27 protein-coding genes are annotated in these 22,770 nt (G+C 61.6%); 9 read left to right on the top strand and 18 right to left on the bottom strand.

Annotation, left to right across the window (positions count from 1 at the left end; translation table 11 throughout):
• Window positions 1-3: 3 nt before the first annotated feature.
• The 4 genes from C2846_RS12265 (at window position 4) to C2846_RS12250 (ending at window position 3,754) form a co-directional block, all read left to right on the top strand.
• Entirely contained in the window at window positions 4-447 is a 444-nt protein-coding gene (locus tag C2846_RS12265) for a F0F1 ATP synthase subunit epsilon (RefSeq protein ID WP_080048971.1), read from the top strand.
• A gap of 127 nt (window positions 448-574) precedes the next feature.
• Window positions 575-1,939, top strand: a complete 1,365-nt coding sequence (gene glmU / locus C2846_RS12260) for a bifunctional UDP-N-acetylglucosamine diphosphorylase/glucosamine-1-phosphate N-acetyltransferase GlmU (protein ID WP_080048972.1) — start codon at window positions 575-577, stop codon at window positions 1,937-1,939.
• Between the two features lie 116 nt (window positions 1,940-2,055).
• Window positions 2,056-3,240 carry a C17 cyclopropane fatty acid synthase CfaB gene (cfaB, locus tag C2846_RS12255; RefSeq protein WP_080048973.1) on the top strand — a complete coding sequence of 395 codons (1,185 nt, stop codon included), beginning with the start codon at window positions 2,056-2,058 and terminating at the stop codon, window positions 3,238-3,240.
• Window positions 3,241-3,289: 49 nt separating this feature from the next.
• Window positions 3,290-3,754, top strand: a complete 465-nt coding sequence (locus C2846_RS12250; RefSeq protein WP_165443816.1) for a DUF192 domain-containing protein — start codon at window positions 3,290-3,292, stop codon at window positions 3,752-3,754.
• A 64-nt stretch (window positions 3,755-3,818) separates the two neighbouring features.
• Here C2846_RS12250 and C2846_RS12245 read toward each other — a convergent pair whose 3' ends face one another.
• Together C2846_RS12245 and C2846_RS12240 are read right to left on the bottom strand one after the other, a co-directional pair.
• On the bottom strand, window positions 3,819-4,181 hold the full coding sequence (locus tag C2846_RS12245; protein ID WP_080048974.1) for a hypothetical protein: 363 nt from the start codon (window positions 4,179-4,181) through the stop codon (window positions 3,819-3,821).
• 27 nt (window positions 4,182-4,208) lie between these two features.
• A complete protein-coding gene (locus C2846_RS12240; RefSeq protein WP_119701562.1) occupies window positions 4,209-5,159 on the bottom strand; it encodes a CobW family GTP-binding protein in 951 nt (316 codons plus the stop codon).
• A 96-nt stretch (window positions 5,160-5,255) separates the two neighbouring features.
• On the opposite strand from C2846_RS12240, the gene folE2 reads away from it, so the two are divergent.
• Window positions 5,256-6,152, top strand: a complete 897-nt coding sequence (folE2, locus tag C2846_RS12235; protein WP_080048976.1) for a GTP cyclohydrolase FolE2 — start codon at window positions 5,256-5,258, stop codon at window positions 6,150-6,152.
• A 3-nt stretch (window positions 6,153-6,155) separates the two neighbouring features.
• Here folE2 and C2846_RS12230 read toward each other — a convergent pair whose 3' ends face one another.
• From C2846_RS12230 to C2846_RS12175, 12 genes are all read right to left on the bottom strand, one after another.
• Window positions 6,156-6,503: an MmcQ/YjbR family DNA-binding protein gene (locus C2846_RS12230; protein WP_119701561.1), complete on the bottom strand. Its 348-nt coding sequence runs from the start codon at window positions 6,501-6,503 to the stop codon at window positions 6,156-6,158.
• Window positions 6,500-6,871 carry a DUF3301 domain-containing protein gene (locus C2846_RS12225; protein ID WP_119701560.1) on the bottom strand — a complete coding sequence of 124 codons (372 nt, stop codon included), beginning with the start codon at window positions 6,869-6,871 and terminating at the stop codon, window positions 6,500-6,502. The genes C2846_RS12230 and C2846_RS12225 overlap by 4 nt, the downstream gene beginning before the upstream one ends.
• Before the next feature lie 96 nt (window positions 6,872-6,967).
• The gene (gene tsaA, locus C2846_RS12220) at window positions 6,968-7,660 is read right to left on the bottom strand and encodes a tRNA (N6-threonylcarbamoyladenosine(37)-N6)-methyltransferase TrmO (protein WP_080048979.1); all 693 of its coding nucleotides are present in this window, start codon (window positions 7,658-7,660) and stop codon (window positions 6,968-6,970) included.
• Window positions 7,657-8,586, bottom strand: a complete 930-nt coding sequence (locus C2846_RS12215; RefSeq protein ID WP_119701559.1) for an alpha/beta hydrolase — start codon at window positions 8,584-8,586, stop codon at window positions 7,657-7,659. Before C2846_RS12215 ends, tsaA begins: the two co-directional genes overlap by 4 nt.
• An 84-nt stretch (window positions 8,587-8,670) precedes the next feature.
• Window positions 8,671-9,195: a DUF3299 domain-containing protein gene (locus C2846_RS12210; protein WP_080048981.1), complete on the bottom strand. Its 525-nt coding sequence runs from the start codon at window positions 9,193-9,195 to the stop codon at window positions 8,671-8,673.
• A gap of 90 nt (window positions 9,196-9,285) precedes the next feature.
• Window positions 9,286-10,371: a 5-(carboxyamino)imidazole ribonucleotide synthase gene (locus C2846_RS12205; protein ID WP_119701558.1), complete on the bottom strand. Its 1,086-nt coding sequence runs from the start codon at window positions 10,369-10,371 to the stop codon at window positions 9,286-9,288.
• A 10-nt stretch (window positions 10,372-10,381) separates the two neighbouring features.
• Window positions 10,382-10,873, bottom strand: a complete 492-nt coding sequence (gene purE, locus C2846_RS12200; RefSeq protein WP_080048983.1) for a 5-(carboxyamino)imidazole ribonucleotide mutase — start codon at window positions 10,871-10,873, stop codon at window positions 10,382-10,384.
• Window positions 10,874-10,971: 98 nt separating this feature from the next.
• Entirely contained in the window at window positions 10,972-11,274 is a 303-nt protein-coding gene (locus C2846_RS12195) for a P-II family nitrogen regulator (protein ID WP_080048984.1), read from the bottom strand.
• 10 nt (window positions 11,275-11,284) lie between these two features.
• The gene (locus tag C2846_RS12190; RefSeq protein WP_080048985.1) at window positions 11,285-12,217 is read right to left on the bottom strand and encodes a sodium-dependent bicarbonate transport family permease; all 933 of its coding nucleotides are present in this window, start codon (window positions 12,215-12,217) and stop codon (window positions 11,285-11,287) included.
• Window positions 12,218-12,275: 58 nt separating this feature from the next.
• Window positions 12,276-12,983, bottom strand: coding sequence for a carbonic anhydrase (locus C2846_RS12185; protein WP_119701557.1), 708 nt, complete (start codon window positions 12,981-12,983; stop codon window positions 12,276-12,278).
• A 33-nt stretch (window positions 12,984-13,016) separates the two neighbouring features.
• Window positions 13,017-14,819: a sodium-extruding oxaloacetate decarboxylase subunit alpha gene (gene oadA / locus C2846_RS12180; RefSeq protein ID WP_119701586.1), complete on the bottom strand. Its 1,803-nt coding sequence runs from the start codon at window positions 14,817-14,819 to the stop codon at window positions 13,017-13,019.
• A gap of 97 nt (window positions 14,820-14,916) precedes the next feature.
• Window positions 14,917-16,332: an acetyl-CoA carboxylase biotin carboxylase subunit gene (locus C2846_RS12175; protein ID WP_080048987.1), complete on the bottom strand. Its 1,416-nt coding sequence runs from the start codon at window positions 16,330-16,332 to the stop codon at window positions 14,917-14,919.
• A 139-nt stretch (window positions 16,333-16,471) separates the two neighbouring features.
• On the opposite strand from C2846_RS12175, the gene C2846_RS12170 reads away from it, so the two are divergent.
• Complete coding sequence (locus C2846_RS12170) at window positions 16,472-17,410, top strand: LysR family transcriptional regulator (RefSeq protein WP_119701556.1); 939 nt, start codon at window positions 16,472-16,474, stop codon at window positions 17,408-17,410.
• Between the two features lie 8 nt (window positions 17,411-17,418).
• Here C2846_RS12170 and C2846_RS12165 read toward each other — a convergent pair whose 3' ends face one another.
• The gene (locus tag C2846_RS12165) at window positions 17,419-17,616 is read right to left on the bottom strand and encodes a hypothetical protein (RefSeq protein ID WP_080048989.1); all 198 of its coding nucleotides are present in this window, start codon (window positions 17,614-17,616) and stop codon (window positions 17,419-17,421) included.
• A gap of 115 nt (window positions 17,617-17,731) precedes the next feature.
• Between C2846_RS12165 and C2846_RS12160 the strand changes: the two genes are divergently transcribed.
• The 3 genes from C2846_RS12160 (at window position 17,732) to C2846_RS12150 (ending at window position 21,510) form a co-directional block, all read left to right on the top strand.
• Complete coding sequence (locus C2846_RS12160) at window positions 17,732-18,823, top strand: sugar diacid recognition domain-containing protein (RefSeq protein WP_119701555.1); 1,092 nt, start codon at window positions 17,732-17,734, stop codon at window positions 18,821-18,823.
• A gap of 189 nt (window positions 18,824-19,012) precedes the next feature.
• On the top strand, window positions 19,013-20,371 hold the full coding sequence (locus C2846_RS12155; protein WP_080048991.1) for a GntP family permease: 1,359 nt from the start codon (window positions 19,013-19,015) through the stop codon (window positions 20,369-20,371).
• A 5-nt stretch (window positions 20,372-20,376) separates the two neighbouring features.
• Window positions 20,377-21,510, top strand: a complete 1,134-nt coding sequence (locus C2846_RS12150; protein ID WP_080051623.1) for a glycerate kinase — start codon at window positions 20,377-20,379, stop codon at window positions 21,508-21,510.
• Between the two features lie 3 nt (window positions 21,511-21,513).
• On the opposite strand, the gene dksA is transcribed toward C2846_RS12150, so the two are convergent.
• Genes dksA through C2846_RS12135 form a run of 3 tightly spaced genes read right to left on the bottom strand, consistent with a single transcriptional unit; the run spans window position 21,514 to window position 22,748 of the window.
• On the bottom strand, window positions 21,514-21,933 hold the full coding sequence (gene dksA, locus C2846_RS12145; RefSeq protein ID WP_080048992.1) for an RNA polymerase-binding protein DksA: 420 nt from the start codon (window positions 21,931-21,933) through the stop codon (window positions 21,514-21,516).
• A gap of 6 nt (window positions 21,934-21,939) precedes the next feature.
• Window positions 21,940-22,245 carry a DUF2149 domain-containing protein gene (locus C2846_RS12140; protein ID WP_080048993.1) on the bottom strand — a complete coding sequence of 102 codons (306 nt, stop codon included), beginning with the start codon at window positions 22,243-22,245 and terminating at the stop codon, window positions 21,940-21,942.
• Window positions 22,245-22,748 (bottom strand): MotA/TolQ/ExbB proton channel family protein, encoded by a 504-nt coding sequence (locus C2846_RS12135; RefSeq protein ID WP_080048994.1) that lies wholly within the window; start codon window positions 22,746-22,748, stop codon window positions 22,245-22,247. The genes C2846_RS12140 and C2846_RS12135 overlap by 1 nt, the downstream gene beginning before the upstream one ends.
• Window positions 22,749-22,770: the final 22 nt, after the last annotated feature.

Genomic DNA, 22,770 nt, shown 5'->3' with positions numbered 1-22,770 from the left:
ACAATGGCTATGACAGTGCACTGCGATATCGTAAGCGCGGAAGAAGAGCTGTTCTCAGGCCTGGTCGAAATGGTCGTGGCCCATGGCAACATGGGTGATCTGGGTATTCTGCCGGGTCACACTCCACTGCTGACCGACCTTAAGCCGGGCCCGGTTCGGGTGATCAAGCAGGATGGCAGCGAAGAGGTGTACTACATCTCTGGCGGCTACCTGGAAGTTCAGCCGAGCATGGTCAAGGTGCTCGCCGACACGGCTATCCGTGCTGGCGACATTGATGAAGCAGCCGCTCTGGAAGCGAAGAAGGCCGCAGAAAAGGCTCTTAACGAGAAAGGCGCCGAGTTTGACTACGGTTCGGCCTCCGCCCGTCTCGCTGAAGCCGCCGCCCAGCTTCGTACCGTGCAGGAAATGCGCAAGAAATACGGTGGACCGGCGCTTAACAACCGCTAACCCCGTCAAAAAAGGCAGCTTCGGCTGCCTTTTTTGTTGAAGCGGCAAAGACCGCGGGCCTCCAGCCCCCGAGTACTTTTTTGTTATGATCCGCCCCTGTCTTCGTTATCCGTAAAAGGACCCGCCGATGAATCTGCACGTCGTCATTCTGGCCGCCGGCCAAGGCACCCGTATGCGCTCTGCCCTGCCGAAGGTTCTGCACCCGGTAGCCGGCAAGCCGATGCTGGGCCATGCGATCGACTGTGCCCGGGCGCTGGCGCCGCAAAAGATTCATGTGGTGATTGGCCATGGTGCCGAACTGGTTCGCGAACGGCTGGATGCCGAGGATATCAACTGGGTATTGCAGGCCGAACAACTGGGCACGGGTCATGCGGTAGCGCAGGCCTTGCCGCAGATCGAGGCGGCCGAGCAGATTCTGGTCCTGTACGGCGATGTGCCGCTGCTGCGGGTCGAGACTCTGCAGGCGCTCAGCATCCAGGCCGGCACCGAGGCCTTGGGACTGCTGACCGTGCAGATGGCCGATCCGACCGGCTATGGGCGTATCGTGCGCAATGCTGCTGGCCAGGTCCAGGCGATTGTCGAGCAGAAGGACGCCAGTGCTGAGCAACTGCAAATCAGTGAAGGCAATACCGGAATCATGGCGTTGCCCGGACGCTACGCCGCTGAATGGCTCACCAGCCTGTCCAACGACAATGCCCAGGGCGAGTATTACTTGACCGATGTAGTGGCTCTGGCAGTCAGCCAGCAAGTACCGGTCCAGGTAGCCCAGCCCCAGGATGAAGACGAGGTGATGGGTGCCAATAACCGTCAGCAACTGGCGGTGCTGGAGCGGGTCTATCAGCGCCGTCAGGCCGAACGGCTAATGGTCCAGGGGGTAACCCTGCTGGATCCGGCACGACTCGATGTACGCGGTGACATTCAGGTCGGACGGGACATTCTGATCGATATCAACGTGGTGCTTGAAGGCCGGGTGGTGATTGAGGACAACGTTGAGATCGGTCCCAATTGCGTGCTCAAGGACTGTGTGATTGGCGCTGGCAGTGTGATCAAGGCCTTCAGCCATCTCGAAGGCGCTGAGGTTGGCCCGCTCTGCGATGTTGGCCCCTATGCCCGGTTACGGCCCGGCACCCGCCTGGCGGCCAAGGCCAAAATTGGTAATTTCGTCGAGACCAAGAAAGCCGAGATCGGTGCCGGGGCCAAGATCAATCACCTGTCCTACGTCGGTGATGCCGAAGTGGGAGCCGGCGCTAATATCGGTGCTGGTACCATCACCTGCAACTACGACGGGGTCAACAAGTTCAAGACCCGGATTGGTGAGGGAGCTTTCATTGGCTCCAATACTGCGTTGGTTGCCCCGGTCTCGATTGGTGATGGCGCCACGACCGGTGCTGGCTCCACCATTACCCAGGATGTTCCGGCCGGTGATCTGGGGGTGGGCCGGGCCAAGCAGCGCAATATTGGTGGCTGGAAACGCCCGCAGAAACAGGGCTGAGCTGCGGCCTCTGATCGGCCTGGGCTAAGGGCACCATACAAAAACGCAATCACTCCTGTGCCGCGACCCTGTTCTATAGTTAAAGGGGTATGGCCGACGGACACAGGAGAATCCGTATGCTGGTGAAGCTTTCCCCTAGCTTGCGCAACCTGCAGCTGCCGCTGCGATTGACCCTCAAGGGTGGACCGACCCTCGATCTGGGCCCCCACCCACGGGTGACCCTGGAGATTCAGGATCTTAGTCTGCTTGAGGAGCTGACCGAACCGAGTCTGGACAAGCTGGGCGAAGCCTACATTTCCAGACGGATGGAAATTCATGGCCCGATCATGGATGTGATTGAAGTGGCCGATATGCTCAGCAAGGGGTTGCTGGGCGATGATCCCGGTCCAGCGCCCCAGCGCCAGGCACATGACAAGCACACCGATGCGGCAGCGGTTTCCTACCATTACGACCTTTCCAACGAGTTCTACGGCCTGTGGCTGGATCCGGAAATGGTCTATTCCTGTGCCTATTTTCACTCGGTCAATGACAGTCTGGCCCAGGCTCAACAACAGAAGCTGGATCACCTGTGTCGCAAGTTGCGGCTGCAGCCGGGGGAGCGCTTGCTGGATGTCGGCTGTGGCTGGGGCGGTCTTGCCCGGCATGCCGCCAGGCACTATGGCGTCGAGGTGTATGGCATTACCCTGAGTCAGGCGCAGTTGGAGCTGGCCAGGCAGAAGAACGCTGAAGCCGGGCTCGACCAGCATATTCAGCTGGAGCTGCAGGACTACCGCGACCTGACCGGTCAGGAGCAGTTCGACAAGGTGGTCAGCGTTGGCATGTTCGAGCACGTTGGCCATGCCAATCTGGATGCCTACTTCAAGGTTCTCCACGACCAGGTCAAGCCCGGTGGGCTGGTGATGAACCATGGCATCACCTCCAAGCACACCGACGGTCGTCAGGTGGGGCGTGGTGCCGGAGACTTCATCGGCCGCTACGTGTTCCCCCATGGCGAGCTACCGCATCTGGCCATGGCGGTGTCGAGCATGAGCGAGCAGGGGCTGGAAGTGGTCGATGTCGAGAGCCTGCGCCTGCACTATGCCCGAACCCTGGAGTGCTGGAGCGACAATCTTGAACGACAGCTTGAGCGAGCCAGGACGTTGATCGACGACAAGGCCCTGCGGATCTGGCGGATCTATCTGGCCGGATGTGCCTATGGCTTTCGCCGCAATTGGATGAATATTCACCAGATACTGGCGGTCAAACCGCATGCCGACGGCAGTCATGACTTGCCATGGACCCGGGCTGATCTGTACCGTTAGGCAGCCGCACCGGGCGGTAGCAGGGTATTGGACAGCTGGGGGAAGGGTTATGCGCACGGTTTTGGCGCTGATGATTGCAGGTTGGCTGACAACCGTCAGTAGCTGGGTGGCGGCCGAGCTGCCACGGTTGGCCCTGCCCTTGGGCGACGAGTTGTTTCAACTGGAACTGGTCGATGATCCGATCAGCCGACAGCAGGGCCTGATGGGCCGTGAGGCACTGGATACCAATGGCGGCATGCTGTTCGATTTTCCCGCCGGCACCCGGCCGGCGATCTGGATGCGCAACATGCTCATCAGCCTGGATCTGCTGTTTGTTGATGATCAGGGGCAATTGGTGCAGATCTTCGAACAGGTGCCGCCGTGCCAGGCCATGCCCTGCCCGATTTACCGCGCCGAGCAGCCGCTGCGTTTTGTCATCGAACTGGCTGCCGGCAGCGCCGAGCGTCTGGGCCTGCAACCCGGCGCTCAGCTCGAGCTGGGTGAATTGACCCTGCGTCCGGCCCCACCCCAGTAAATGCTCTTGCTCTGGCGCGCGACCTACCAGAGCCACACAGACCTCTGGGCATGCCCCCAGGTATTCAGGGATTTTCTATCCAACGGCCCTGGCTGATCTGCTCACAGTAAGCCTGCAATACCGGCGCATCGTCCGGATCGCTGTAATAGTGGATCGATTGCTGATAGGCCACCCCTTCGCTGCGCGCGCCCTGACAAATACCATAGGCGCCCTCTGGACACTGTTCGAGCATCTGTACCTGGAAACTGCGGTCAGGAATCTGCGGCTGACAGAAGCTGTCACTGAACAGTTGCGCCGGGATGGTCAGGTTTTGCTGACACATACGAATCGGTAACTGGTCGTCATTGGATTCGATCAGGCAGGCCTCAGCCATAGCCAGAGTCGAAAGCAGACACAGGGGAAACAAGCTCAACAGGCGCAGCGACATTGATTTCAATCCGGGCAAAACCCTACCTTACTGGCTGTGCAGCAGCCGCCGCAAGCCGGACTCCAGCTCTTGGCGCTCAAGGGGCACGGTACTGATCAACTCCAGGCGGTTGTCATTGCGCCAGTCACTGACGCGCCAGTGCAAAGGTTCGGGCGCCAGGCAGTTGAAACTCATCCAGCCGGCCTCGGTATTGAAAATGCCCTTGGCCCGCAGCCAGTGTTGTTCAGCCAGCCATTGTGCCAGCGCTTGGCGTTGGACCCTGAGCTGGGGATGCAGCCGCCAGCCGATGCTGTGAAAACCGTCCTGCTGACGCTGTAGGCAGTGCCAGTCATCCTGGGTTTGCCACAATGGCAGCGGCGCCGGGCTGGCGTTCAATACAGGCGGTGGCTCGGCCCCAGGCTTTTTCTCGGCGGTTTGTGGCAGGCAGGCCAGCGCCAGAGCGCCGTGATCACAGTTCACCTGTTCAATACCGCTCAACTCGCCAGGCAACTGAGGTGGCTGTGAGCAGTCACTGATCCGGTTCAATACCAGCAGCCCAGCTTGCGGCAGTGCGCTGGCCTGCGCCGGGGACAGCTTCAGAGGCTGGCGGGCATCGAGCACCATGATCAGCGGTTGCAGCTGCAGAACCCTGTCCCAGGGCGGCTGCTGCAATTGCTGCTGGAGCGTGGCGGGGTGACCCAGGCCGGAACACTCGATCAACAGCCGGTCAGGCCGGGCTCGGCGCAGCAGACGACTGAGACCGACTTGAAACGGTACGCCATTGACGCAGCATAGACAGCCGCCGGCGATATCGGCGATCTGCACGCCGCTCTCGGGTTGCTCCAGCAGCGCCGCATCAATGCCTAACTCACCGAACTCGTTGATCAACAGGGCCCAGCGCTCGTTCTCCGGACGCTGGCCGAGCAGATGGCGCAACAGGCTGGTCTTGCCTGCACCGAGCGGGCCGGCGATCAAGTGAGTGGGGATGGCGTTGAGCATGGGGCTGATCCGTAGTGATAGCCAACAGCATACCTCAGTGCGCAGCTTGGGCTGAAATAATAAAAGTGTTATAACATAACCTTTTATGAGGTCGCCATGAATGCCAACACCCTGCCCGATATCGCTGCGCAACGGACCCAGATCGCGGCAACGCTCGACTGGGTCGGTATGGAGGCCGTTGCCGCCCGGGTAGTACTGGGTGACGATGTTGCTCCGTTGCTGATGAAGGCCGATGTCGGGGTTAATCTGCGCCAGGCTGAGGCCAAGGGGATCCACATGTCGCGTCTGTACCTGGCGCTCGACAGACTGGATCGCCAGCCGCTGACCGGGGCGTTCCTGGAGCAGCTCCTGCAGGAGTTTCTGGACAGCCACAGCGCCCTGGCTGATCAGGCGACACTAAGCCTGCATGGCGAACTGCCCCTGCGTAGGCCAGCGCTGGTCAGCCCGCTGGCTGGCTGGAAGGCTTACCCGCTGGTTGTGCATGGTCGACTGGGGCCGCAGGGGTTCCACGTGGAACTAGGGTTACAGGTGGCCTATTCATCGACCTGTCCGTGCTCGGCCGCTCTGGCTCGGCAACTGATCCAGCAGCGTTTTGCCGAGGACTTCAGCAGCCGTGAGCTGAACCATGCCGCTGTGCTTGACTGGCTGGGCAGCCCACAGGGCATTGTCGCCACACCACACAGCCAGCGTAGCCAAGCTCATGTACAGGTCCGGCTGCCTGCACGTTTCGAGCGCTTGCCTATGGTGGAACTGGTTGAGCGGATCGAACAGGCGCTGGGTACTGCGGTGCAGACTGCGGTCAAGCGCGCCGACGAGCAGGCCTTCGCCTTGGCCAATGGTCAGAATCTGATGTTCTGCGAAGATGCCGCCAGGCGGCTGCATGCCAGTCTGCGGGATTGGTCGTTGATTGAGGGCTTCACGTTACGGGTGGTGCATGCTGAAAGTCTGCATGACCACGATGCGGTGGCCAGGGCCAGCTCTAACTGGCGCTGACGGTCAGTCGAGCAGCAGGCCGACCTGGCGACGCTTGGGCAGCTTGCGTACCACCAGTTGATGGGCTTCCTTAAGCCGCTGGCGTAACTCGGCTTCAGGTAGCGGATAGGGATAGCTCAAGGTAACCCAGTGAGCCCGGGCCAGGTAGGGGGCCGGGCTGACGCCAGGGCGATCGCAATAGCCCAGAAACAGGTCATCGGCTACCTTGAGCGAGCAACTGTGATCATGCACATCAATCAGCGCGAACATCTTGTTGTCCGCGACCGAGAACACCCGGTAATTGCCCCATTTGATATCCTCGCGTACGCCCGGCAGATGCAGGCACAGCGCGGCAAGCTCACTGTCGGTCATCGCAGCGGTCGCACATTGTCGTGATAGTTGTGGGGCGGTGGGTTGTCGTCCCCAGGGAAAGGATGGGGTGCCAGTTCGATATGCTGGAGCTGGTTACCATGCAACTCGATGTGGCCGTTGTAGCGCCGTTCGCCGGTAACTGTGAACTCGAACCCGTAGCGCTGCACCCAGCCCCAGCGTCCGTGTCGATTGCGCCCCAGGCGCAGCCGGGTCAGGGCGATGCTTTCGTCCAGCAGTTGCACATCGGTTTTGGCACAATGCTGGCGTACCAGCCCCAGCGCCCGGTCGCGCAAGCCCAGGCCACGCCATAGCCAGGTGCCGATCACGGCCGCCAGCAGTAACAGGGCGACATGGCCCAGATCGAACATGGAAACCCCTTTCGTTGTGGTAAAGATCAGACTCTATCCTACAACTGAGCACTCGGGGATGCACTTGCACTTGATCGGTACTTGGTTATAGAAAGCTCAGACCGGCGTGACCGACAGCACCCGGATGCGCCCAGGCTCAGGGTAGTGCCAACGCACATTGATATCCCAGAAGCGCACCCCGTAGACCCGCTCCGGGCCAGGCTGCTGATAGGCAGGTTTGGGGTCTTGGGTCAGGCACTGCTCGATCAACTCCTGGACTGGCTGGTGCAAGCGACTGGCCTCGACATCGGCCTGGACCAGAGCCTCGGGACTCCAGCTCACAGGAATCAGGGCTGGCGGTTGCTCGGCCAGGTGATTGTAGGCCGGTGCAACGCTATCGGCATAGGGTACATAGGGCTTGATATCCAGAACCGGGGTGCCATCAAGCAGGTCGATTCCAGAGAGCAGCAGACGGCCGGGCTCAATGGCTTCGAGCTTGACCACCGATTGACCGATCGGGTTGGGCCTATGGGTCGAGCGGCTGGCGAACACACCGATGCGCTGATTGCCACCCAGGCGCGGTGGGCGCACCCGCAGATGCTCAGGACCGCTGGCAGCGGCGTGAAATACGAACAGCAGCCACAGATGACTGATCCCTTCCAGCCCTTGCAGCGCCTCTGGCTGGTCAAACGGCGGGTATAGCTCGAGGACAGCGCGGGCAGCCGGCGCCAGGCTCGGCTGGCGCGGGATCGCGAATTTCTCAGCGAAGCAGGAGTGCACTACGCCGATAGGTTCGAAACAGTAGCTCATGCTGGCAGCGGCGGGATACTGTCAGGGTGATCTGGTGTCACGAAGTGACTACCCCCTTCCACTTCGATGACCTGGAGATTTTCGGCCTGACGGGCACTGGCCAGCATGGCCGCTGGTTGCAGAACCCGGTCATGTCCCGGGACCAGGATTGCGCCGCTTTTGACATGGGCAAACAGTTCACTGCCGTGCTCTTCCATCCAGTTGGCCATATCCTTGAGATTGGCCACCATGGTGCGGCAGCGTTTGGGGTTGAAGGGCACCCCCATGATCAGCTCACGCTTGCGCGGGTTGTCCAGCGGACCCCAAATTTTGCGGTTGCGCTCGGAGATCGGCTGCTGTTGCCAGAGCAGCAGCAGATAGGGCATCAACCACAGTGCTGGGCCTGGAATCCGAGTATAAGGTTGGCCCTGGGGCAGTACCGGCGCTTCGAGCAGTACCTCGACCTGCTCGAACAGATCAGGGCGCTGGCGAGCCGCTTCGAGCGTCACGGCGCCGCCGCGTGAGTGCCCATGGACGCGGATCAGATCAGTGCTGACCAGATGCGCCAGGGCCTGATTCAGTACGCTGGCGTCGTAGGCAATGGTGCCGAGAGGGTATTGCGGTGTACTGGCCCAGGAAGCCTGCTGGAAGCGCGGATCATTGACCGGCACATGGTAGTCGCCGCTGGTCAGCATGATCAGCTCGATCTCAGGATCCTGATAGAACTCGGTGAAATACAGGAAGTTTTCCATGAAGCCTGGCATCACTATCACGCTGCAGCGCGGATTGGCCGAGCGTCGGCGGGCAATCACCGCTTCGCCAACCTGATACAGCTCGCCGTCGAAGTCCATGGCCTGCTGCTGCGGAATTTCCTTGTCCAGCAACCAGCGGCGCAGATACACGACGATCAATATGGTCAGGCCGATCAGTCCAAGCAGTATGTCCATTGGGGCTCCCGAAACGGTGATTGTAGAGTGACAGCATAATGGATCACCGGCACTGGGCTGGTCACCCATGCGGGGGATGGTCGGTCATTCGCCGTCGTAAATCCAGACCCGTTCGGCGTCGAAGCGGTAACTGGCATCGGCCAGCTCGTTGCTGCTTTGCTCGACATGCAGTGTGCCGCTGATCCAGAAGGCATCGTAAAGATCGTCGATGGCAATGCCCCTGGGGTAGTCAACCAGAATGATCTGGTTGGGTGGCGGTGGTGGTACATGGATACAGGCGCCGGCATAGGGGACCAGGAAAAAACTGGTGAAAAGCCCGCGTTCGTTGGTTTGCAGCGGTACCGGAAAGCCGGCGATTCGTGCCTGCTGGCCGTCCAGTTCGGCCACTACCCGGGTCGAATACATCACCTCGGGCAGGCTGTCATCGCGCTGGCGCAGGCTTTCGCTAAAGGTACCCGGCGCCTCTTCGGTCCAGTCGTGATCGATCTCCGGCATATCCAGCAGCGCCTGATAATCCTCTTCCGGCAACAGGTCGAGCCAGTCGAGGGTTTTCGGGGTGGCCTGGGCCAGCAAGGGCAGGCAGATCAGCAAGAACAACCAATGGCGCATAGGGTCGGCTCGGTGTCAGTGGGTGTGGAAACTGAGACATAGAATCAGGGTCGCAGTTTCACTGATCACAGCCGGCTTGACCAGTACGACTTAGCCCTTGTCGATCAACTGCATCACTTCATCAATGCGGGCCTGCAACACGGCTGAATCGCTGCAGCGCAGGGTTGCGTGACCAACCTTGCGGCCGGCCTTGAAGGCCTTGCCGTAGTGGTGCAGGTGGCAGTCGGCGAGAGCGGTGACTTGCTCGACCGGCGGCACGCTGCCGATGAAGTTGATCATCGCGCTTTCTCCGACCTTGGCAGTCGAGCCCAGCGGCAGGCCGGCGATGGCGCGCAGGTGGTTCTCGAACTGGCTGCACTCGGCGCCTTCAATGGTCCAGTGTCCGGAGTTGTGGACCCGGGGCGCGATTTCATTGGCTTTCAGGCCGCCGTCGACTTCGAAAAACTCGAAGGCCAGCACGCCGACATAATTGAGCTTGTCCAGCACCCGGCTGGCATAGTCTTCGGCCAGGCTTTGCAGCGGGTGGTTGGTGCTGGCCACCGACAGCCGCAGGATGCCCTGTTCGTGACTGTTGTGGACCAGCGGGTAGCAGCAGGTCTGGCCATCGCGGCCACGTACGGCGATCAGCGACACCTCGCCGGTGAAAGGTACGAAGCCTTCAAGAATGCAGGGGACGCTGCCCAGCTCGGCAAAGGCGCCGTCAACGTCCTCGGGGTGACGCAGGACTTTCTGGCCCTTGCCGTCATAGCCCAGGGTGCGGGTCTTGAGTACGGCTGGCAGGCCGATGCGTTTGACCGCGGCATCCAGATTGTCCTGCGACTGGATATCGGCGAACTCCGGGGTCGGTACCCCCAGATCCTGGAACATCGACTTTTCAAACCAGCGATCACGGGCGATGCGCAGGGCTTCGGCGCTGGGATAAACCGGCACGAACTGGGACAGAAAGGCGACGGTTTCGGCTGGTACGCTTTCGAACTCGAAGGTCACCAGATCGACTTCATCGGCCAGTTGGCGCAGATGGTCACGATCACCGTAGTCGGCCCGAATATGCTCACCTAGGGCCTGGGCGCAGGCATCCGGGGCAGGGTCGAGAAAGGCGAATTGCTGGCCCAGCGGGGTGCCAGCCAGGGCCAGCATGCGTCCGAGTTGTCCACCACCAATAACGCCGATCTTCATGGTTCTTTCCTCAGGCCTGACGCGGGTCGGGATTGTCCAGCACGGTTTCGGTCTGGCGGGCGCGGAACTGCTTCAGCGCCTGGTGAAATTGCGGATGCTTGGCGCCGAGGATACTTGCTGACAGCAGCGCGGCGTTGATCGCCCCGGCCTTGCCGATCGCCAGGGTAGCCACCGGTACGCCGGCTGGCATCTGCACGATCGACAGCAGCGAGTCGACCCCGGACAGCATCGACGACTGCACCGGTACGCCGAGTACCGGCAGATGGGTCTTGGCCGCACACATGCCAGGCAGATGCGCGGCGCCGCCAGCACCGGCGATGATCACCTCGATGCCGCGCTCTTCGGCCTGTTCGGCGTACTGGAACAGCAGATCCGGAGTGCGGTGGGCCGAGACTACTTTGACCTCGTAGGGGATGCCCAGTTGTTCCAGCATGTCGGCCGTATGGCTCAGGGTCGACCAGTCGGATTTGGAGCCCATGATCACGCCAACCAGTGCGGTCATCGTTCGCTGCCTCGCTCAAAGGCCCGCCAGGCGGCGGACGGAAATGAAAAGCCGGACATTATACGCGAACAATGATACTAAACCACATAAGCCGGTGGTCAGAACTTCTCCGCCCTCAGCACCTCGACCTGGCTCAGCCAGCAAACCATGGCGAAGTTATCGTAGTAGCGCTCTTGCAGGTGGCGGGCGATGTGTTCGGCCAGCTCGCGGTTGCAAATCACTTCCAGGCGAATATTGCCATCGGTGTCCCAGTCGGCGCTGCGGATGCCGCGGGTGCCGCTGCCGCGGGCGTCGGACAACGTCCAGCCGGGAGCGCCGAGCTGTTCCAGATCCCTGATCAGGCGATTTTCCAGGGCCGCTTCACAGATCAGGGTTAGCAGGGTACGGGTTGGCAGTTCCATGTCGAACTCCTCAGGCGGCCAGCCATTCGGCCAGCGACAGATACAGGGGGATGCCCACCAGTATATTGAATGGGAAGGTGATACCCAGCGAAGCGGTCAGTGACAGCGCCGGGTTGGCTTCCGGCAGAGCCAGACGCATGGCCGCCGGTACCGCGATATAGGAGCCGCTGGCGCCGAGAGTGGCGAGCACGGTCATGCCGCCAACCGACAGTCCCATGGCGTGGCCGAGCAGGGCGCCAAGCAGGGCGCCGAGCAGCGGGAACAGCAAGGCGAAGATGATCAGGCGCACGCCAGTCGTGCGCAGGCTGCCCAGATGGCGTGAAGCGATCAGGCCCATTTCCAGCAGGAAGAACGCCAATACCGGTTTGAACATGCTGGTATACAGTGGCTCCAGTGGCTTGATGCCTTCCTTGCCAGCCAGCAGGCCGATCACCAGGCCGCCGAGCAGCAGCATGATGCTCTTGCCTAGAAAGACTTCATGGCCGAGGGCTTTCCAGTCAGTATCGCGGCTGACGCCTTTGGCCAGCAGGATACCGACGATGATCGCCGGCACTTCCAGCACCGCGACGAACAGCGGCATGTAGCTTTCAAAGACGATCTCGCGGGCCAGCAAGTAGGCGATTACCACCGCGAAGGTCCCGGCGCTGACTGAGCCATAGTGGGCGGCGATACTGGCGGCATCGGTACGGCCGAAACGCAGTGCGCGCAGCAGTGGGAAAGCCAGTAAAGGCAGCACTATACCGAAGGCCAGTACCGCCAGGGTCTGGCCGAGCAGCGCCGGACTGGCTTGAGCGGCCAGCTCGACCCCGCCGTGCAGACCGATGGCCAGCAGCAGGATGATTGACAGGGTTTCGTATAGTGCCGGTGGCAGTTTCAGTTCGCTCTTCACCAGTCCGGCTACCAGGCCGAAGACGAAGAACAGGACAACGGGATCCCAACCCATGGGGTAACTCCTGTTAGGGCTGCAAGGCTAAGGTCTGCAAGGTCAGTGTAGTCATGCTTCAGCGCTGCTGCGGATACCGGGCCCGGGGCGTGGCCATGGGCAGCGATTCATCGTCCAGCGGGCGGAACTCGCCGCGCTCGGCATCGTAGGCGCGGATACGACAGGTCTCGATATCGTAAACCCAGCCATGGATGAACAACTCGCCGCTGGCCAGTCGGGCGGCGACCGAGGGGTGGGTGCTCAGGTGATTGAGCTGGGCCACCACATTTTCCTCAGTCAGCAGTTCAAGCATCGAGTCGGCCGAACAGCAGGCGCAGTTTTGCTGAACCACCTCTTTGGCGACCTCGGCGTGACGCAGCCAGGCTTTTACCGTGGGCATGCGCTCCAGCTCGGCAGGGTTGAGCACGGCCTTCATCGCGCCGCAGTCAGAATGGCCGCAGACGATGATGTGATGTACTCCCAGGGCCATGACCGCGAACTCGATGGCGGTCGAGACCCCACCCATCATCTGCCCGTAGGCCGGGACCACGTTGCCGACGTTGCGGGTGACGAACAGATCGCCGGGAGCGCTTTGGGTGATCAGTTCCGGCACTACCCGCGAGTCGGCGCAGGTGATGAACATGACCTTGGGTGCCTGCTCGTGGGCCAGTTTGTGGAACAGTTCCCGCTGCTCTGGGTACACCTGATCGTGAAAGTACTTGTGGCCGTCGACGATCTTGCGCAGTGACAATGCTGCCGGTTCTGGCAGATCCTCAAGTTTGTTCATTCAGCCTCCCGTCTGCTGTGCCCGTGCGTCGGCTTATTCGATCTCGATCAGAATCTCGCCCGGATTGACCCGGTCACCCTTGGCCACGTGTACGGCCTTGACTGTTCCGGCAATCGCTGCCTGGATCTCGCTTTCCATCTTCATCGCCTCGCTGACCAGTACTGCCTGGCCGGCTTTGACCGTGTCGCCGACCGCGACCAGTACCTCAACGACGTTGCCGGGCATGCTGGTGGTCACATGGCCGGGCTGGCTGGCTTGCTTGCGCTGGTTGCCGGAGCTGCCGGTGAAGGAGTTGAGTGGCTCGAACACCGCCTCTTCGGGCATGCCGTCCAGGCTCAGATAGAAATGCCGCTTGCCATCGCCCTTGACGCTGACCCCGGTGATGTCGACCCGGTAGCTTTCACCATGCACATCAATGATGAATTCGGTCGGCACCCCTTCCTGGGCCACCGGCTTGCCCGCCGCGCCGGGTGGCGGCAACAGGGCTTCGGGCTTGAGGCTGCCGGCTGCGCGCTCTTCGAGGAACTTGCGCCCGATGTCGGGGAACATGGCGTAGGTCAGCACGTCCTCCTCGCTCTGGGCCAGGCTGCCGACGTCACTGCGCAGCTTGTCCATTTCCGGCTTGAGCAGGTCGGCCGGGCGCACATCGATCACCTCCTCGTTGCCGATGGCACTGCGCCGCAAGGTTTCGTTGATCGGCCCTGGGGCCTGGCCGTAGCGGCCCTGCAGGTAGAGTTTGACCTCATTGGTGATGGTCTTGTAGCGCTCTTCGGCCAGGACATTGAATACCGCCTGGGTGCCGACAATCTGTGAGGTCGGTGTCACCAGCGGGGGGTAGCCGAGGTCGGCGCGCACTCGGGGGATTTCCTCGAACACCTCCTGAATACGGTTGAGCGCCCCCTGTTCCTTGAGCTGGTTGGCCAGGTTGGACATCATCCCGCCCGGCACCTGATTGACTTGCACTCGGGTGTCGACCCCGGTGAATTCGCTCTCGAACTGGTGGTACTTCTTGCGCACTTCATGGAAGTACATGCTGATTTCCTGGATCAGCTCCAGATCCAGGCCGGTGTCGTAGGGGGTGCCCTTGAGCGCGGCGACCATGGATTCGGTGCCGGCGTGGCTGGTGCCCCAGGCCATGGCGCCGATCGCAGTATCGATATGATCAGCGCCGGCCTCGATAGCCTTGAGCTGGCACATGCTGGCCAGACCGGCGGTGTCGTGCGAATGGACGAACACCGGCAGGGTCAGTTCGGCCTTGAGTGCGCTGACCAGTTCGGCGGTGGCGTAGGGGGTGAGCAGGCCAGCCATGTCCTTGATCGCGATCGACTCCACACCCATCGCCGCCATGGCCTTGGCCTGCTCGACGAAGGCCTTGACCGTGTGCACCGGGCTGGTGGTGTAAGCGATTGTGCCCTGGGCGTGCTTGCCTGCAGTCTTGACCGCCTCAATCGCGGTTTTCAGGTTGCGTACATCGTTCATCGCATCGAAGATGCGGAACACGTCGATACCGTTTTCGGCGGCCTTGGCGACGAACGCGCGTACTACGTCGTCACTGTAATGCCGATAGCCAAGCAGGTTTTGACCACGCAGCAGCATCTGCAGGCGGGTGTTGGGCAGTGCTTCGCGCAATTGGCGCAGGCGCTCCCAGGGGTCTTCCTTGAGGAAGCGGATGCAGGCGTCGAAGGTTGCGCCGCCCCAGACTTCCAGTGACCAGTAACCGACCTGATCCAGTTTCGGGCAGATCGGCAGCATGTCTTCGGTGCGCAGCCGGGTGGCCAGCAGCGACTGGTGGGCGTCGCGCAGGATGGTGTCGGTGACGGTGATGCGTTTGGTCATGGCTCTCATCTCCAGGTAACGCGGAAGCTTGAAGCTGAACGCTGCAGGCAGGATCCGCATGAGCGGCCTGCAGCGTCAGTTTCCAGCTTCAAGCTGTTCATAGTCCGGCGTGGGCGGCGATCGCGGTGGCAATCGCCAGCGCCAGCTCTTCCGGTTTGCGTTTGATCGAATACTGGGTCAGTTCCGGATGGTTCTCGACGAAACTGGTGTTGAACACCCCGCTGCGAAACTCCGGATTGCGCAGAATTTCCTGATAGTAGGCGGTGGTGGTCTTGACCCCCTGCAGACGCATGTCGTCCAGCGCACGCAGGCCGCGGTCCAGGGCTTCGTCCCAGCTCAGGGCCCAAACGATCAGCTTCAGACACATCGAATCGTAGTGGGGTGGAATGGTGTAGCCGGTATAAATCGCGGTATCGACCCGGACCCCGGGGCCGCCCGGGGCGTAATAGCGGGTGATCTTGCCGAAGCTGGGCAGGAAGTTGTTCTTCGGGTCCTCGGCGTTGATCCGGAACTGGATGGCGTAACCCAGGTGCTGGATATCGCTCTGCTTGATCGATAGCGGCAGGCCGGAGGCGATGCGGATCTGTTCGCGAACGATATCGATGCCGGTGATTTGCTCGGTAATGGTGTGCTCGACCTGGACCCGGGTATTCATTTCCATGAAGTACACCTCGCCATCGGCGAGCAGGAACTCCACAGTGCCGGCGTTCTCATAGCCGACCGCCTGGGCCGCGCGTACCGCCAGATCGCCAATATAGGCGCGCTGCTCGGGAGTCAGTTGCGGGCTGGGTGCGATCTCTATCAGTTTCTGGTTGCGCCGCTGGATCGAGCAGTCACGTTCGAACAGGTGCACGGTATTGCCGTGGCTGTCGGCCAGAATCTGCGCTTCAATGTGCTTGGGATTGACGATGCACTTTTCCAGAAATACGTCGGCTGAGCCAAACGCCTTGGTTGCTTCGGAAATCACCCGTGGCCAGGCCTGTTCCAGTTCGTCGCGCGAGTTGCAGCGACGGATGCCCCGGCCACCGCCGCCGGAGGTGGCCTTGAGCATGACTGGATAGCCGATGCGCTCGGCTTCGCTCAAAGCTTCGCCGAGGTTGGCCAGATTGCCTTCGGTACCGGGGGTGACCGGTACTCCGGCGGCGATCATGCTGCGCCGGGCTTCGGTCTTGTCACCCATGCGGCTGATGACCTCAGCGCTTGGGCCAATGAACTTGATCCCGCGTTCGGCGCAGATCTTTGCCAGTTCAGCGTTTTCCGACAGGAAGCCATAGCCTGGGTGCAGAGCATCACAGCCGGTTTCAACCGCCAGATTGACCAGTTGCCGGGGGTTCAGGTAACCGGCCAACGGGTCGCTGCCGATGTTGTAGGACTCATCGGCCCGTTTGACGTGCAGGGCATAACGGTCGGCGTCGGAGTACACCGCGACCGAGCGAATGCCCATCTCCGCGCAGGCGCGGACAATACGTACGGCAATTTCGCCCCGGTTGGCGATCAGGATTTTCTTGATCACGGCCGTTTCCTCGTGGTGGTGATCGGGTACAACCAAGCTACGCCTGGCGACCCATCAAGTGAAATGAATAATTATTGGATCAGATATAAGCTATTGCTTATGAATACTCATTTCATTCATCTCTAAAGGTTAGACCATCATGCGCAAGTCCTTGCTCCGCATGACCCTGCGGCAGTTGCAGGTGTTCCAGGCGGTGTGCTCCAGTCAGTCCTACAGCCGGGCGGCCGAGGACATGGCGCTGACCCAGCCTGCGGTCAGCCAGCAGATCCGTCAGTTGGAAGAGCAGGTCGGCGCACCACTGTTTGAATATGTTGGCAAAAAGCTTTATCTGACCGAGGCGGCCGTTAGCCTGCTGGCGGCCAGCGAGGATATCTTCAATCGTCTGGATAGCCTCGACATGCAGTTGTCGAGCCTGCAGGGCAGCCTGCGCGGTGAGCTGCGGCTGGCGGTGGTCAGCAGTATCCAGTACCTGACACCGCATCTGCTGGCGGCCTTTCGCCAACGTTATCCGGAGGTGGTTTTTCGTCTGGAGGTGACCCGCCGATCGCAGGTGATCCAGCGCTTGCAGGACAATCGCGATGATGTGGTGCTGATGGCGCTGGTGCCGGAAGACCGGGCGCTGGAGTTCTTTCCGTTTCTGAACAACCCGATCATCGCCGTGGCCCATCCCGGCCATCCACTGGCCGGGCAGGCGGAGTTGGCGTTGACGGCACTGGAACAGCAGGTGGTGCTCGAGCGTGAGCCGGGCTCAGGGACGCGCAAGGCGGTCGATGAATTTTTCCAGCAGAAACGAGTGCATCTGCAGCAATTAATGCAGATGGGTTCGGGCGAAAGCATGGTACACGGCGCACTGGCCGGCCTGGGAGTGGCGCTGGTCAGTGAGCACGCGGCGGCGCCTTACCTGCGCAGTGGCGAACTGGTCCGGCTGGACTTCAGCGAGTTGCCGCTGTACCGCAGCTGGTGCGCGGTGCATGCCCGCGGCAAGCGGCTGAGCCCGGTGGCTGAGGCCTTCCTGGCATTCCTGCGCGAAGAGCGGGTCCAGGTGCGGACCCTGGCCGAGCGCTTTGTTGCTGGCTGAGTAGCGTCTTAGACGTTCAGCCAGCGCTCGCGCTGCCTGCTCATCAGCTCCGGATAGTCGCAGACCTGGGCGTGCAGAGCCTGGCTGTCGCGGTAGTCCTCAATGGCGCGGCGATAGGCCATGCGCTTTTTGTCTTCTTCGCGCCGGCGCTCCCTGCGCAGGTTGCTGGTACTGGTGTCACTACGGTAATCAGGATCAAAAGCCATGCTGGCATCCTCCCGGGGTGGCTGTCGGGCAGTACCCGAACACTGTGCCGCAAGGCGATGACGGACTGATGACAGCGGGGCCTGGTATGCTCAATTCAATTCGTGGAGAGCCCTGATGATCGAACTCGACGCCGGCCTGGCCCAGGATATTGTTGACCGGGCCATGGCTATCCTGCCTTACAACATCAACGTGATGGATACGCGTGGGCTGATTATTGGCAGCGGAGATCGCCAGCGCCTGCATACCCGTCACGAGGGCGCCCAACTGGTACTCAGCAACCAGCGCGTGGTAGAGCTCGATGCCCAGGCTGCCGCCTGCCTGCAGGGGGTGCGGCCCGGCGTCAACCTGCCGCTGTTCAACGCCGGGCAACTGGTGGGCGTGCTCGGGATTACCGGTGATCCCGAGGAAGTTCGACCGTTCGCCGAACTGGTGCGCATGACGGCGGAAATGCTGGTGGAGCAGCGTGCCTTGCAGGCCGAACGACAGTGGCAAGAGCAGCAATTGCAGCGCTGGCTGTCTGAATTGCTGGACAGCGATTACCCGCTACCGGCGTTGGCCAGTGAACTGGAGCGCCTGGAACTGACCTTGCACTGGCCGTTGCAGGCCGCACTGATCTGTCTGGATGGGCGTGCTGACGCCGCCCATCTGTTGCGTGAGCGGACCGGGCCACTGCTGTTGCCGCTGGGTCGTCATCAGTTGCTGTGGTTGCGTTCGCCCCAGGAACCTGAGGCCGATCAGGCCTGGCTGGCGCAGGCCGAACGACGCGCTTGGCCGGTAACCCGGCTGTTGGTCGCCGAGCCGGTCGAACGACTGGCCGAATTGCGCGAAGCCTGTCAGGCGCTCGGTACTCTGCGCGACTATGCTGACGTGGCACAGGCTGCGCGGCTGCTTTATCTGGCCGACCAACAGGTGCTGGTACTGCTTTATGCCCAGCGTCGCAGTTGGTTGGTTCAGCGTTTGCTGGCGCCGGTGCGGGCGCTGCGCCAGGTCGATGGTCAGGGCGTGCTGGAAGCGACCCTGCGTGATTGGCTTGAATGCGGCGCCCAGAGCCAACTGTGCGCCCAACGTCTGGGGATTCATCGCAACACCCTGCGCTACCGGCTGGAGCGCATCAGTCGGGTGACCGGGCTGGAGCTGTTTCAGGCCGAGCCACGTCAGCGCCTGAGCCTGGCGCTGGCCTTGTTGCAGGGGATGGATCATGACTGAATTGTGCGTATGCACAATTTTTACTTCGATTTGACCCATGGATACCGTGCCTGTGTCCGAGGATTTTGTGCTGATGCTGGGCGACAATGAACGGCTGGCCGAGGGAGCTTCGCATACACCGCCGTTGCTGTGAGTGTGCGGGAGCCCTGGCATCATCGACGGACAAGACAATAAGAAAGGAGGCCATCCATGGGCCTGGTTCTGATTCTGGTCGTACTGATCGCGTTCATTGTTCTGGCGACGACTCGCCTCAAGCTGCACCCTTTCCTTGCCCTGCTCGGCGCCGCGCTGCTGGCCGGTTTTGCCTATCAGGTGCCGGCGGTGGATATCGTCAAGCACATCACCAGCGGTTTTGGCGGCATTCTCGGTTACATCGGTATCGTCATTGCTCTGGGAACTATCATCGGGGTGATCCTTGAGCGCAGCGGTGCGGCGATCACCATGGCTGAAACCGTGATCCGCTTGCTGGGTGAGCGCTTTCCAACCCTGACCATGTCGATCATCGGCTATCTGGTCTCGGTGCCGGTGTTCTGCGACTCCGGCTATGTGATTCTCAACTCGCTGAAGAACGCTCTGGCCGCGCGGATGAAAATCTCGGTGATCGCCATGAGCGTCGCGCTGGCCACCGGGCTGTACGCCACCCACACCTTTGTTCCGCCGACCCCGGGGCCGATTGCGGCCGCCGGCAATCTGGGCCTGGAGTCCAGCCTCGGGCTGGTGATTCTGGTTGGTCTGCTGGTGTCCTTCATTACCGCTCTGGCCGGGATGTGGTGGGCCAACCGCTTTATTGGCAAGGACATTGCGCTGGAAGACGACGGTGCGCCACTGCTGGCCAGCGAGGATTACGAACAGATGCGCGCCCGCTACGGCACCCTGCCCAGCGCCACCCAGGCCTTTGCACCGATCTTCGTGCCGATTGCCCTGATCTGTCTGGGGACTATCGCCGGTCTGCCGGGCAAGCCCTTTGGCGAAGGCTGGCTGTTCACTGTGCTGAGTTTCCTCGGCCAGCCGGTCATGGCGCTCGCAGTGGGCCTGGGGCTGGCCTGCAGCTTATTGAAAGCGGACAACAAGCGTCAGGAGTTCCATGACCGGGTGGTTGAAGGCATTCAGTCTGCCGCGCCGATCCTGCTGATCACCGGTGCGGGTGGCGCCTTTGGTGCGGTCCTGCGGGCCACGCCGCTGGGTGACTATCTGGGAGAAACCCTATCGACCCTGGGGATTGGTCTGTTCATGCCGTTCCTGGTGGCGGCCGCGCTGAAGTCGGCTCAGGGCTCGACCACGGTGGCGCTGGTCACCACCTCGGCGCTGGTGGCGCCGCTGCTTGGCCAGCTCGGGCTGGACAGCGATATGGGGCGGGTTCTGACAGTGATGGCCATTGGTGCAGGCTCGATGACCGTGTCGCACGCCAATGACAGCTTCTTCTGGGTGGTTACCCAGTTCAGCCGCATGAATGTGGCTACCGCCTACAAGGCCCAGACCATGGCCACGCTGGTCCAGGGGCTGGCTGGTATCCTTACTGTCTGGCTGTTGAGTCTGGTACTGCTGTAATGAACATGAAACTGGTTATCGCCCCCGATTCATTCAAGGAAAGCCTCAGCGCCCCACAGGTGGCCAAGGCCATCGCTGCCGGCTGGCGCGAGGTTTATCCCCAGGCCGACATTCGCCTGTGTCCGATGGCCGACGGTGGCGAAGGCACGGTTGACGCGCTGCTGGCCGCCAGCGGTGGCGAACGCCGCAGTGTGACTGTTCAGGGGCCGCTGGGTGAGCCGGTAGAGGCTCATTGGGGCTGGCTGGGCGATGGCCGGGCCGTGATCGAAATGGCTGCCGCCAGTGGTTTGCACTGGGTGCCGCTGGCGCGTCGCGATGCTACCCGCACCAGCAGTTTTGGCACCGGTGAACTAATAGGCGCAGCGCTGGATGCCGGGGCGACGCGGATTATCCTGGGGCTGGGTGGCAGTGCCACCAATGATGCCGGGGCCGGCCTGCTCCAGGCTCTGGGCGCACGGCTGCTGGATGCCGCCGGCCGATCACTGGCGCCGGGTGGTGCGGCGCTGGCCAACGTGCAGCGGATTGATCTGAGTGGCCTGGATCCGCGTCTGGCCACTGCGCGCATCGAAGTGGCTGCCGATGTCGATAATCCCCTGTGCGGACCGCGGGGGGCTTCGCAGGTGTTCGGCCCGCAAAAAGGTGCGATTGCCGCTCAGGTCGAGCTGCTTGACCGGGCGCTGGGGCATTTTGCCGACGTCATGGCCCAGACTCTGGGCCGTGATGAGCGCGATGTACCGGGGGTAGGCGCGGCAGGTGGCTTGGGGTTTGCCGCACGGGCGGTTCTGGCAGCCAGCTTCCGCCCGGGGGTTGAACTGGTTGCCGAGTTGTCCGGTCTGGCCGAAGCGGTGCAGGGCGCCGATCTGGTGATCACCGGCGAAGGCCGGCTCGATGGCCAGACCCTGCACGGCAAGACCCCGGCCGGGGTGGCCAGGATCGCGCGTGCTGCCGGGGTTCCGGTGATCGCCCTGGCCGGCAGTCTCGGTGAAGGTTATCAGCGCCTGTACGAGATTGGCATCGATGCCGCCTTCAGCCTGACTCCGGGGCCCATGGCGCTGGAGAACGCGCTGGACGCTGCGGCGCAGCAACTTCAGGCCCGGAGTGTGGATATTGCCCGGCTGTGGCGGTTGGCCAGGCGCTGACGCTCAGCGCTCGCGCTGATGCTTTTCCCTGAGCTCCTGCCGCTCCTTGGCTTCAATGCACAGGGTGGCGGTGGGGCGCAGTAGCAAGCGCTGCAGGCCAATGGGTTCACCGGTTTCCTCGCACCAGCCGTACTCACCCCGAGCCAGGCGCTCAAGCGCCTGGTCAATCTTGTCCAGCAGCTTCTTTTCCCGCTCCAGCATGCGCAACTGCCACTGGCGCTGTTCTTCGCTACTGCCGATATCGGCCGGATCACTTTCCGGCTGGTATTCGCGCAGGTCGCGGAATTCGTTGTCGATCCTTTCCTGCAGCTCATATTTTTGGCTTAGCAGCAATTCCCGGAAGAAGCTTTGCTGGGCTTCATTCATGTAGTTCTGCGCGGGCTCGCGCAGCAGTGTTTCGGCGGTAAGGGGGGTGTTTTTCATGGTTGCTCAGCTCTCCGGCACATAGATCATGCGGCCGTCATCTAGACGGTAGGTTACCCCCGCGCGGGCGCCCTGGCCCTGGCCGACTTCGCCGCTGGATTCATAGCGGGTCAGTTCCTGGCCATCCTTGATGGTAATGCGCATGTCGCTTTCACCCGGGTTTTCGATAACGACTACGCGGTCCTGGGTGAAAGGGTTCAGGGGGTTCTGGGCGATCACTATCAGCAGAATGCCGATAATGACCAGAAAAAGGTCTATCAGGTTGACGACCGACAGCATAGGGTCGTTGTCTTCATCGTCGAGAAAGCGCATCAGAGCCTGCCCCCGTCCTGGCGCTGGCGTTCGATCTGGCGCAGATCCTCAAGCAGCCAGCGACGTTTCACGGTGAGGATGAAGAAGCAGATGCTGGCCGCCAGCAACGCCAGGATCACGGCTGAGAAGGCAGCGACCATGTTGCGACCGACAGCTCCGGCATCGTTGTTGCCCAGAGCCAGCAGAGCCGGTCCCATCGGGATCATGGTGGCGATCAAACCAAGCATGGGGGCGGTACGCGACACGATACGCAGCCATTCCAGGCGCTGCATGATCCACAGCTCAAGATCGTCACTGGCCAGCCAGGTGCCGTTGCCTTTCCGGGCATGAACAAACAGTGCATGGCCATGCGTGCCTTGGCGTCGTTGCCAGGCCTCCACGGCAAAAGCACCCAGCACCACCAGGGCATAGGCCAGAGCCAGAGCGATCAGCAGCATTACCGGGGCCAGAAACAGGCGGGATACGGCGTATAGCAGCGTTTCAATTTCAGTAAATACGGTCATGGGGCTCTCGGTTTTCCCGTGT

Origin of the sequence: Pseudomonas jilinensis, from assembly GCF_003586265.1 — a bacterium.
Lineage (GTDB): Bacteria > Pseudomonadota > Gammaproteobacteria > Pseudomonadales > Pseudomonadaceae > Halopseudomonas > Halopseudomonas phragmitis.
This window is presented reverse-complemented; position numbering and strand designations above follow the sequence as displayed.

Coding starts and splice junctions, on each gene's coding strand:
- C2846_RS12265 (WP_080048971.1), top strand. CDS start 4: ATGGCTATGACAGTGCACTGCGATATCGTAAGCGCGGAAGAAGAGCTG.
- glmU (WP_080048972.1), top strand. CDS start 575: ATGAATCTGCACGTCGTCATTCTGGCCGCCGGCCAAGGCACCCGTATG.
- cfaB (WP_080048973.1), top strand. CDS start 2,056: ATGCTGGTGAAGCTTTCCCCTAGCTTGCGCAACCTGCAGCTGCCGCTG.
- C2846_RS12250 (WP_165443816.1), top strand. CDS start 3,290: ATGCGCACGGTTTTGGCGCTGATGATTGCAGGTTGGCTGACAACCGTC.
- C2846_RS12245 (WP_080048974.1), bottom strand. CDS start 4,181: ATGTCGCTGCGCCTGTTGAGCTTGTTTCCCCTGTGTCTGCTTTCGACT.
- C2846_RS12240 (WP_119701562.1), bottom strand. CDS start 5,159: ATGCTCAACGCCATCCCCACTCACTTGATCGCCGGCCCGCTCGGTGCA.
- folE2 (WP_080048976.1), top strand. CDS start 5,256: ATGAATGCCAACACCCTGCCCGATATCGCTGCGCAACGGACCCAGATC.
- C2846_RS12230 (WP_119701561.1), bottom strand. CDS start 6,503: ATGACCGACAGTGAGCTTGCCGCGCTGTGCCTGCATCTGCCGGGCGTA.
- C2846_RS12225 (WP_119701560.1), bottom strand. CDS start 6,871: ATGTTCGATCTGGGCCATGTCGCCCTGTTACTGCTGGCGGCCGTGATC.
- tsaA (WP_080048979.1), bottom strand. CDS start 7,660: ATGAGCTACTGTTTCGAACCTATCGGCGTAGTGCACTCCTGCTTCGCT.
- C2846_RS12215 (WP_119701559.1), bottom strand. CDS start 8,586: ATGGACATACTGCTTGGACTGATCGGCCTGACCATATTGATCGTCGTG.
- C2846_RS12210 (WP_080048981.1), bottom strand. CDS start 9,195: ATGCGCCATTGGTTGTTCTTGCTGATCTGCCTGCCCTTGCTGGCCCAG.
- C2846_RS12205 (WP_119701558.1), bottom strand. CDS start 10,371: ATGAAGATCGGCGTTATTGGTGGTGGACAACTCGGACGCATGCTGGCC.
- purE (WP_080048983.1), bottom strand. CDS start 10,873: ATGACCGCACTGGTTGGCGTGATCATGGGCTCCAAATCCGACTGGTCG.
- C2846_RS12195 (WP_080048984.1), bottom strand. CDS start 11,274: ATGGAACTGCCAACCCGTACCCTGCTAACCCTGATCTGTGAAGCGGCC.
- C2846_RS12190 (WP_080048985.1), bottom strand. CDS start 12,217: ATGGGTTGGGATCCCGTTGTCCTGTTCTTCGTCTTCGGCCTGGTAGCC.
- C2846_RS12185 (WP_119701557.1), bottom strand. CDS start 12,983: ATGAACAAACTTGAGGATCTGCCAGAACCGGCAGCATTGTCACTGCGC.
- oadA (WP_119701586.1), bottom strand. CDS start 14,819: ATGACCAAACGCATCACCGTCACCGACACCATCCTGCGCGACGCCCAC.
- C2846_RS12170 (WP_119701556.1), top strand. CDS start 16,472: ATGCGCAAGTCCTTGCTCCGCATGACCCTGCGGCAGTTGCAGGTGTTC.
- C2846_RS12165 (WP_080048989.1), bottom strand. CDS start 17,616: ATGGCTTTTGATCCTGATTACCGTAGTGACACCAGTACCAGCAACCTG.
- C2846_RS12160 (WP_119701555.1), top strand. CDS start 17,732: ATGATCGAACTCGACGCCGGCCTGGCCCAGGATATTGTTGACCGGGCC.
- C2846_RS12155 (WP_080048991.1), top strand. CDS start 19,013: ATGGGCCTGGTTCTGATTCTGGTCGTACTGATCGCGTTCATTGTTCTG.
- C2846_RS12150 (WP_080051623.1), top strand. CDS start 20,377: ATGAAACTGGTTATCGCCCCCGATTCATTCAAGGAAAGCCTCAGCGCC.
- dksA (WP_080048992.1), bottom strand. CDS start 21,933: ATGAAAAACACCCCCCTTACCGCCGAAACACTGCTGCGCGAGCCCGCG.
- C2846_RS12140 (WP_080048993.1), bottom strand. CDS start 22,245: ATGCGCTTTCTCGACGATGAAGACAACGACCCTATGCTGTCGGTCGTC.
- C2846_RS12135 (WP_080048994.1), bottom strand. CDS start 22,748: ATGACCGTATTTACTGAAATTGAAACGCTGCTATACGCCGTATCCCGC.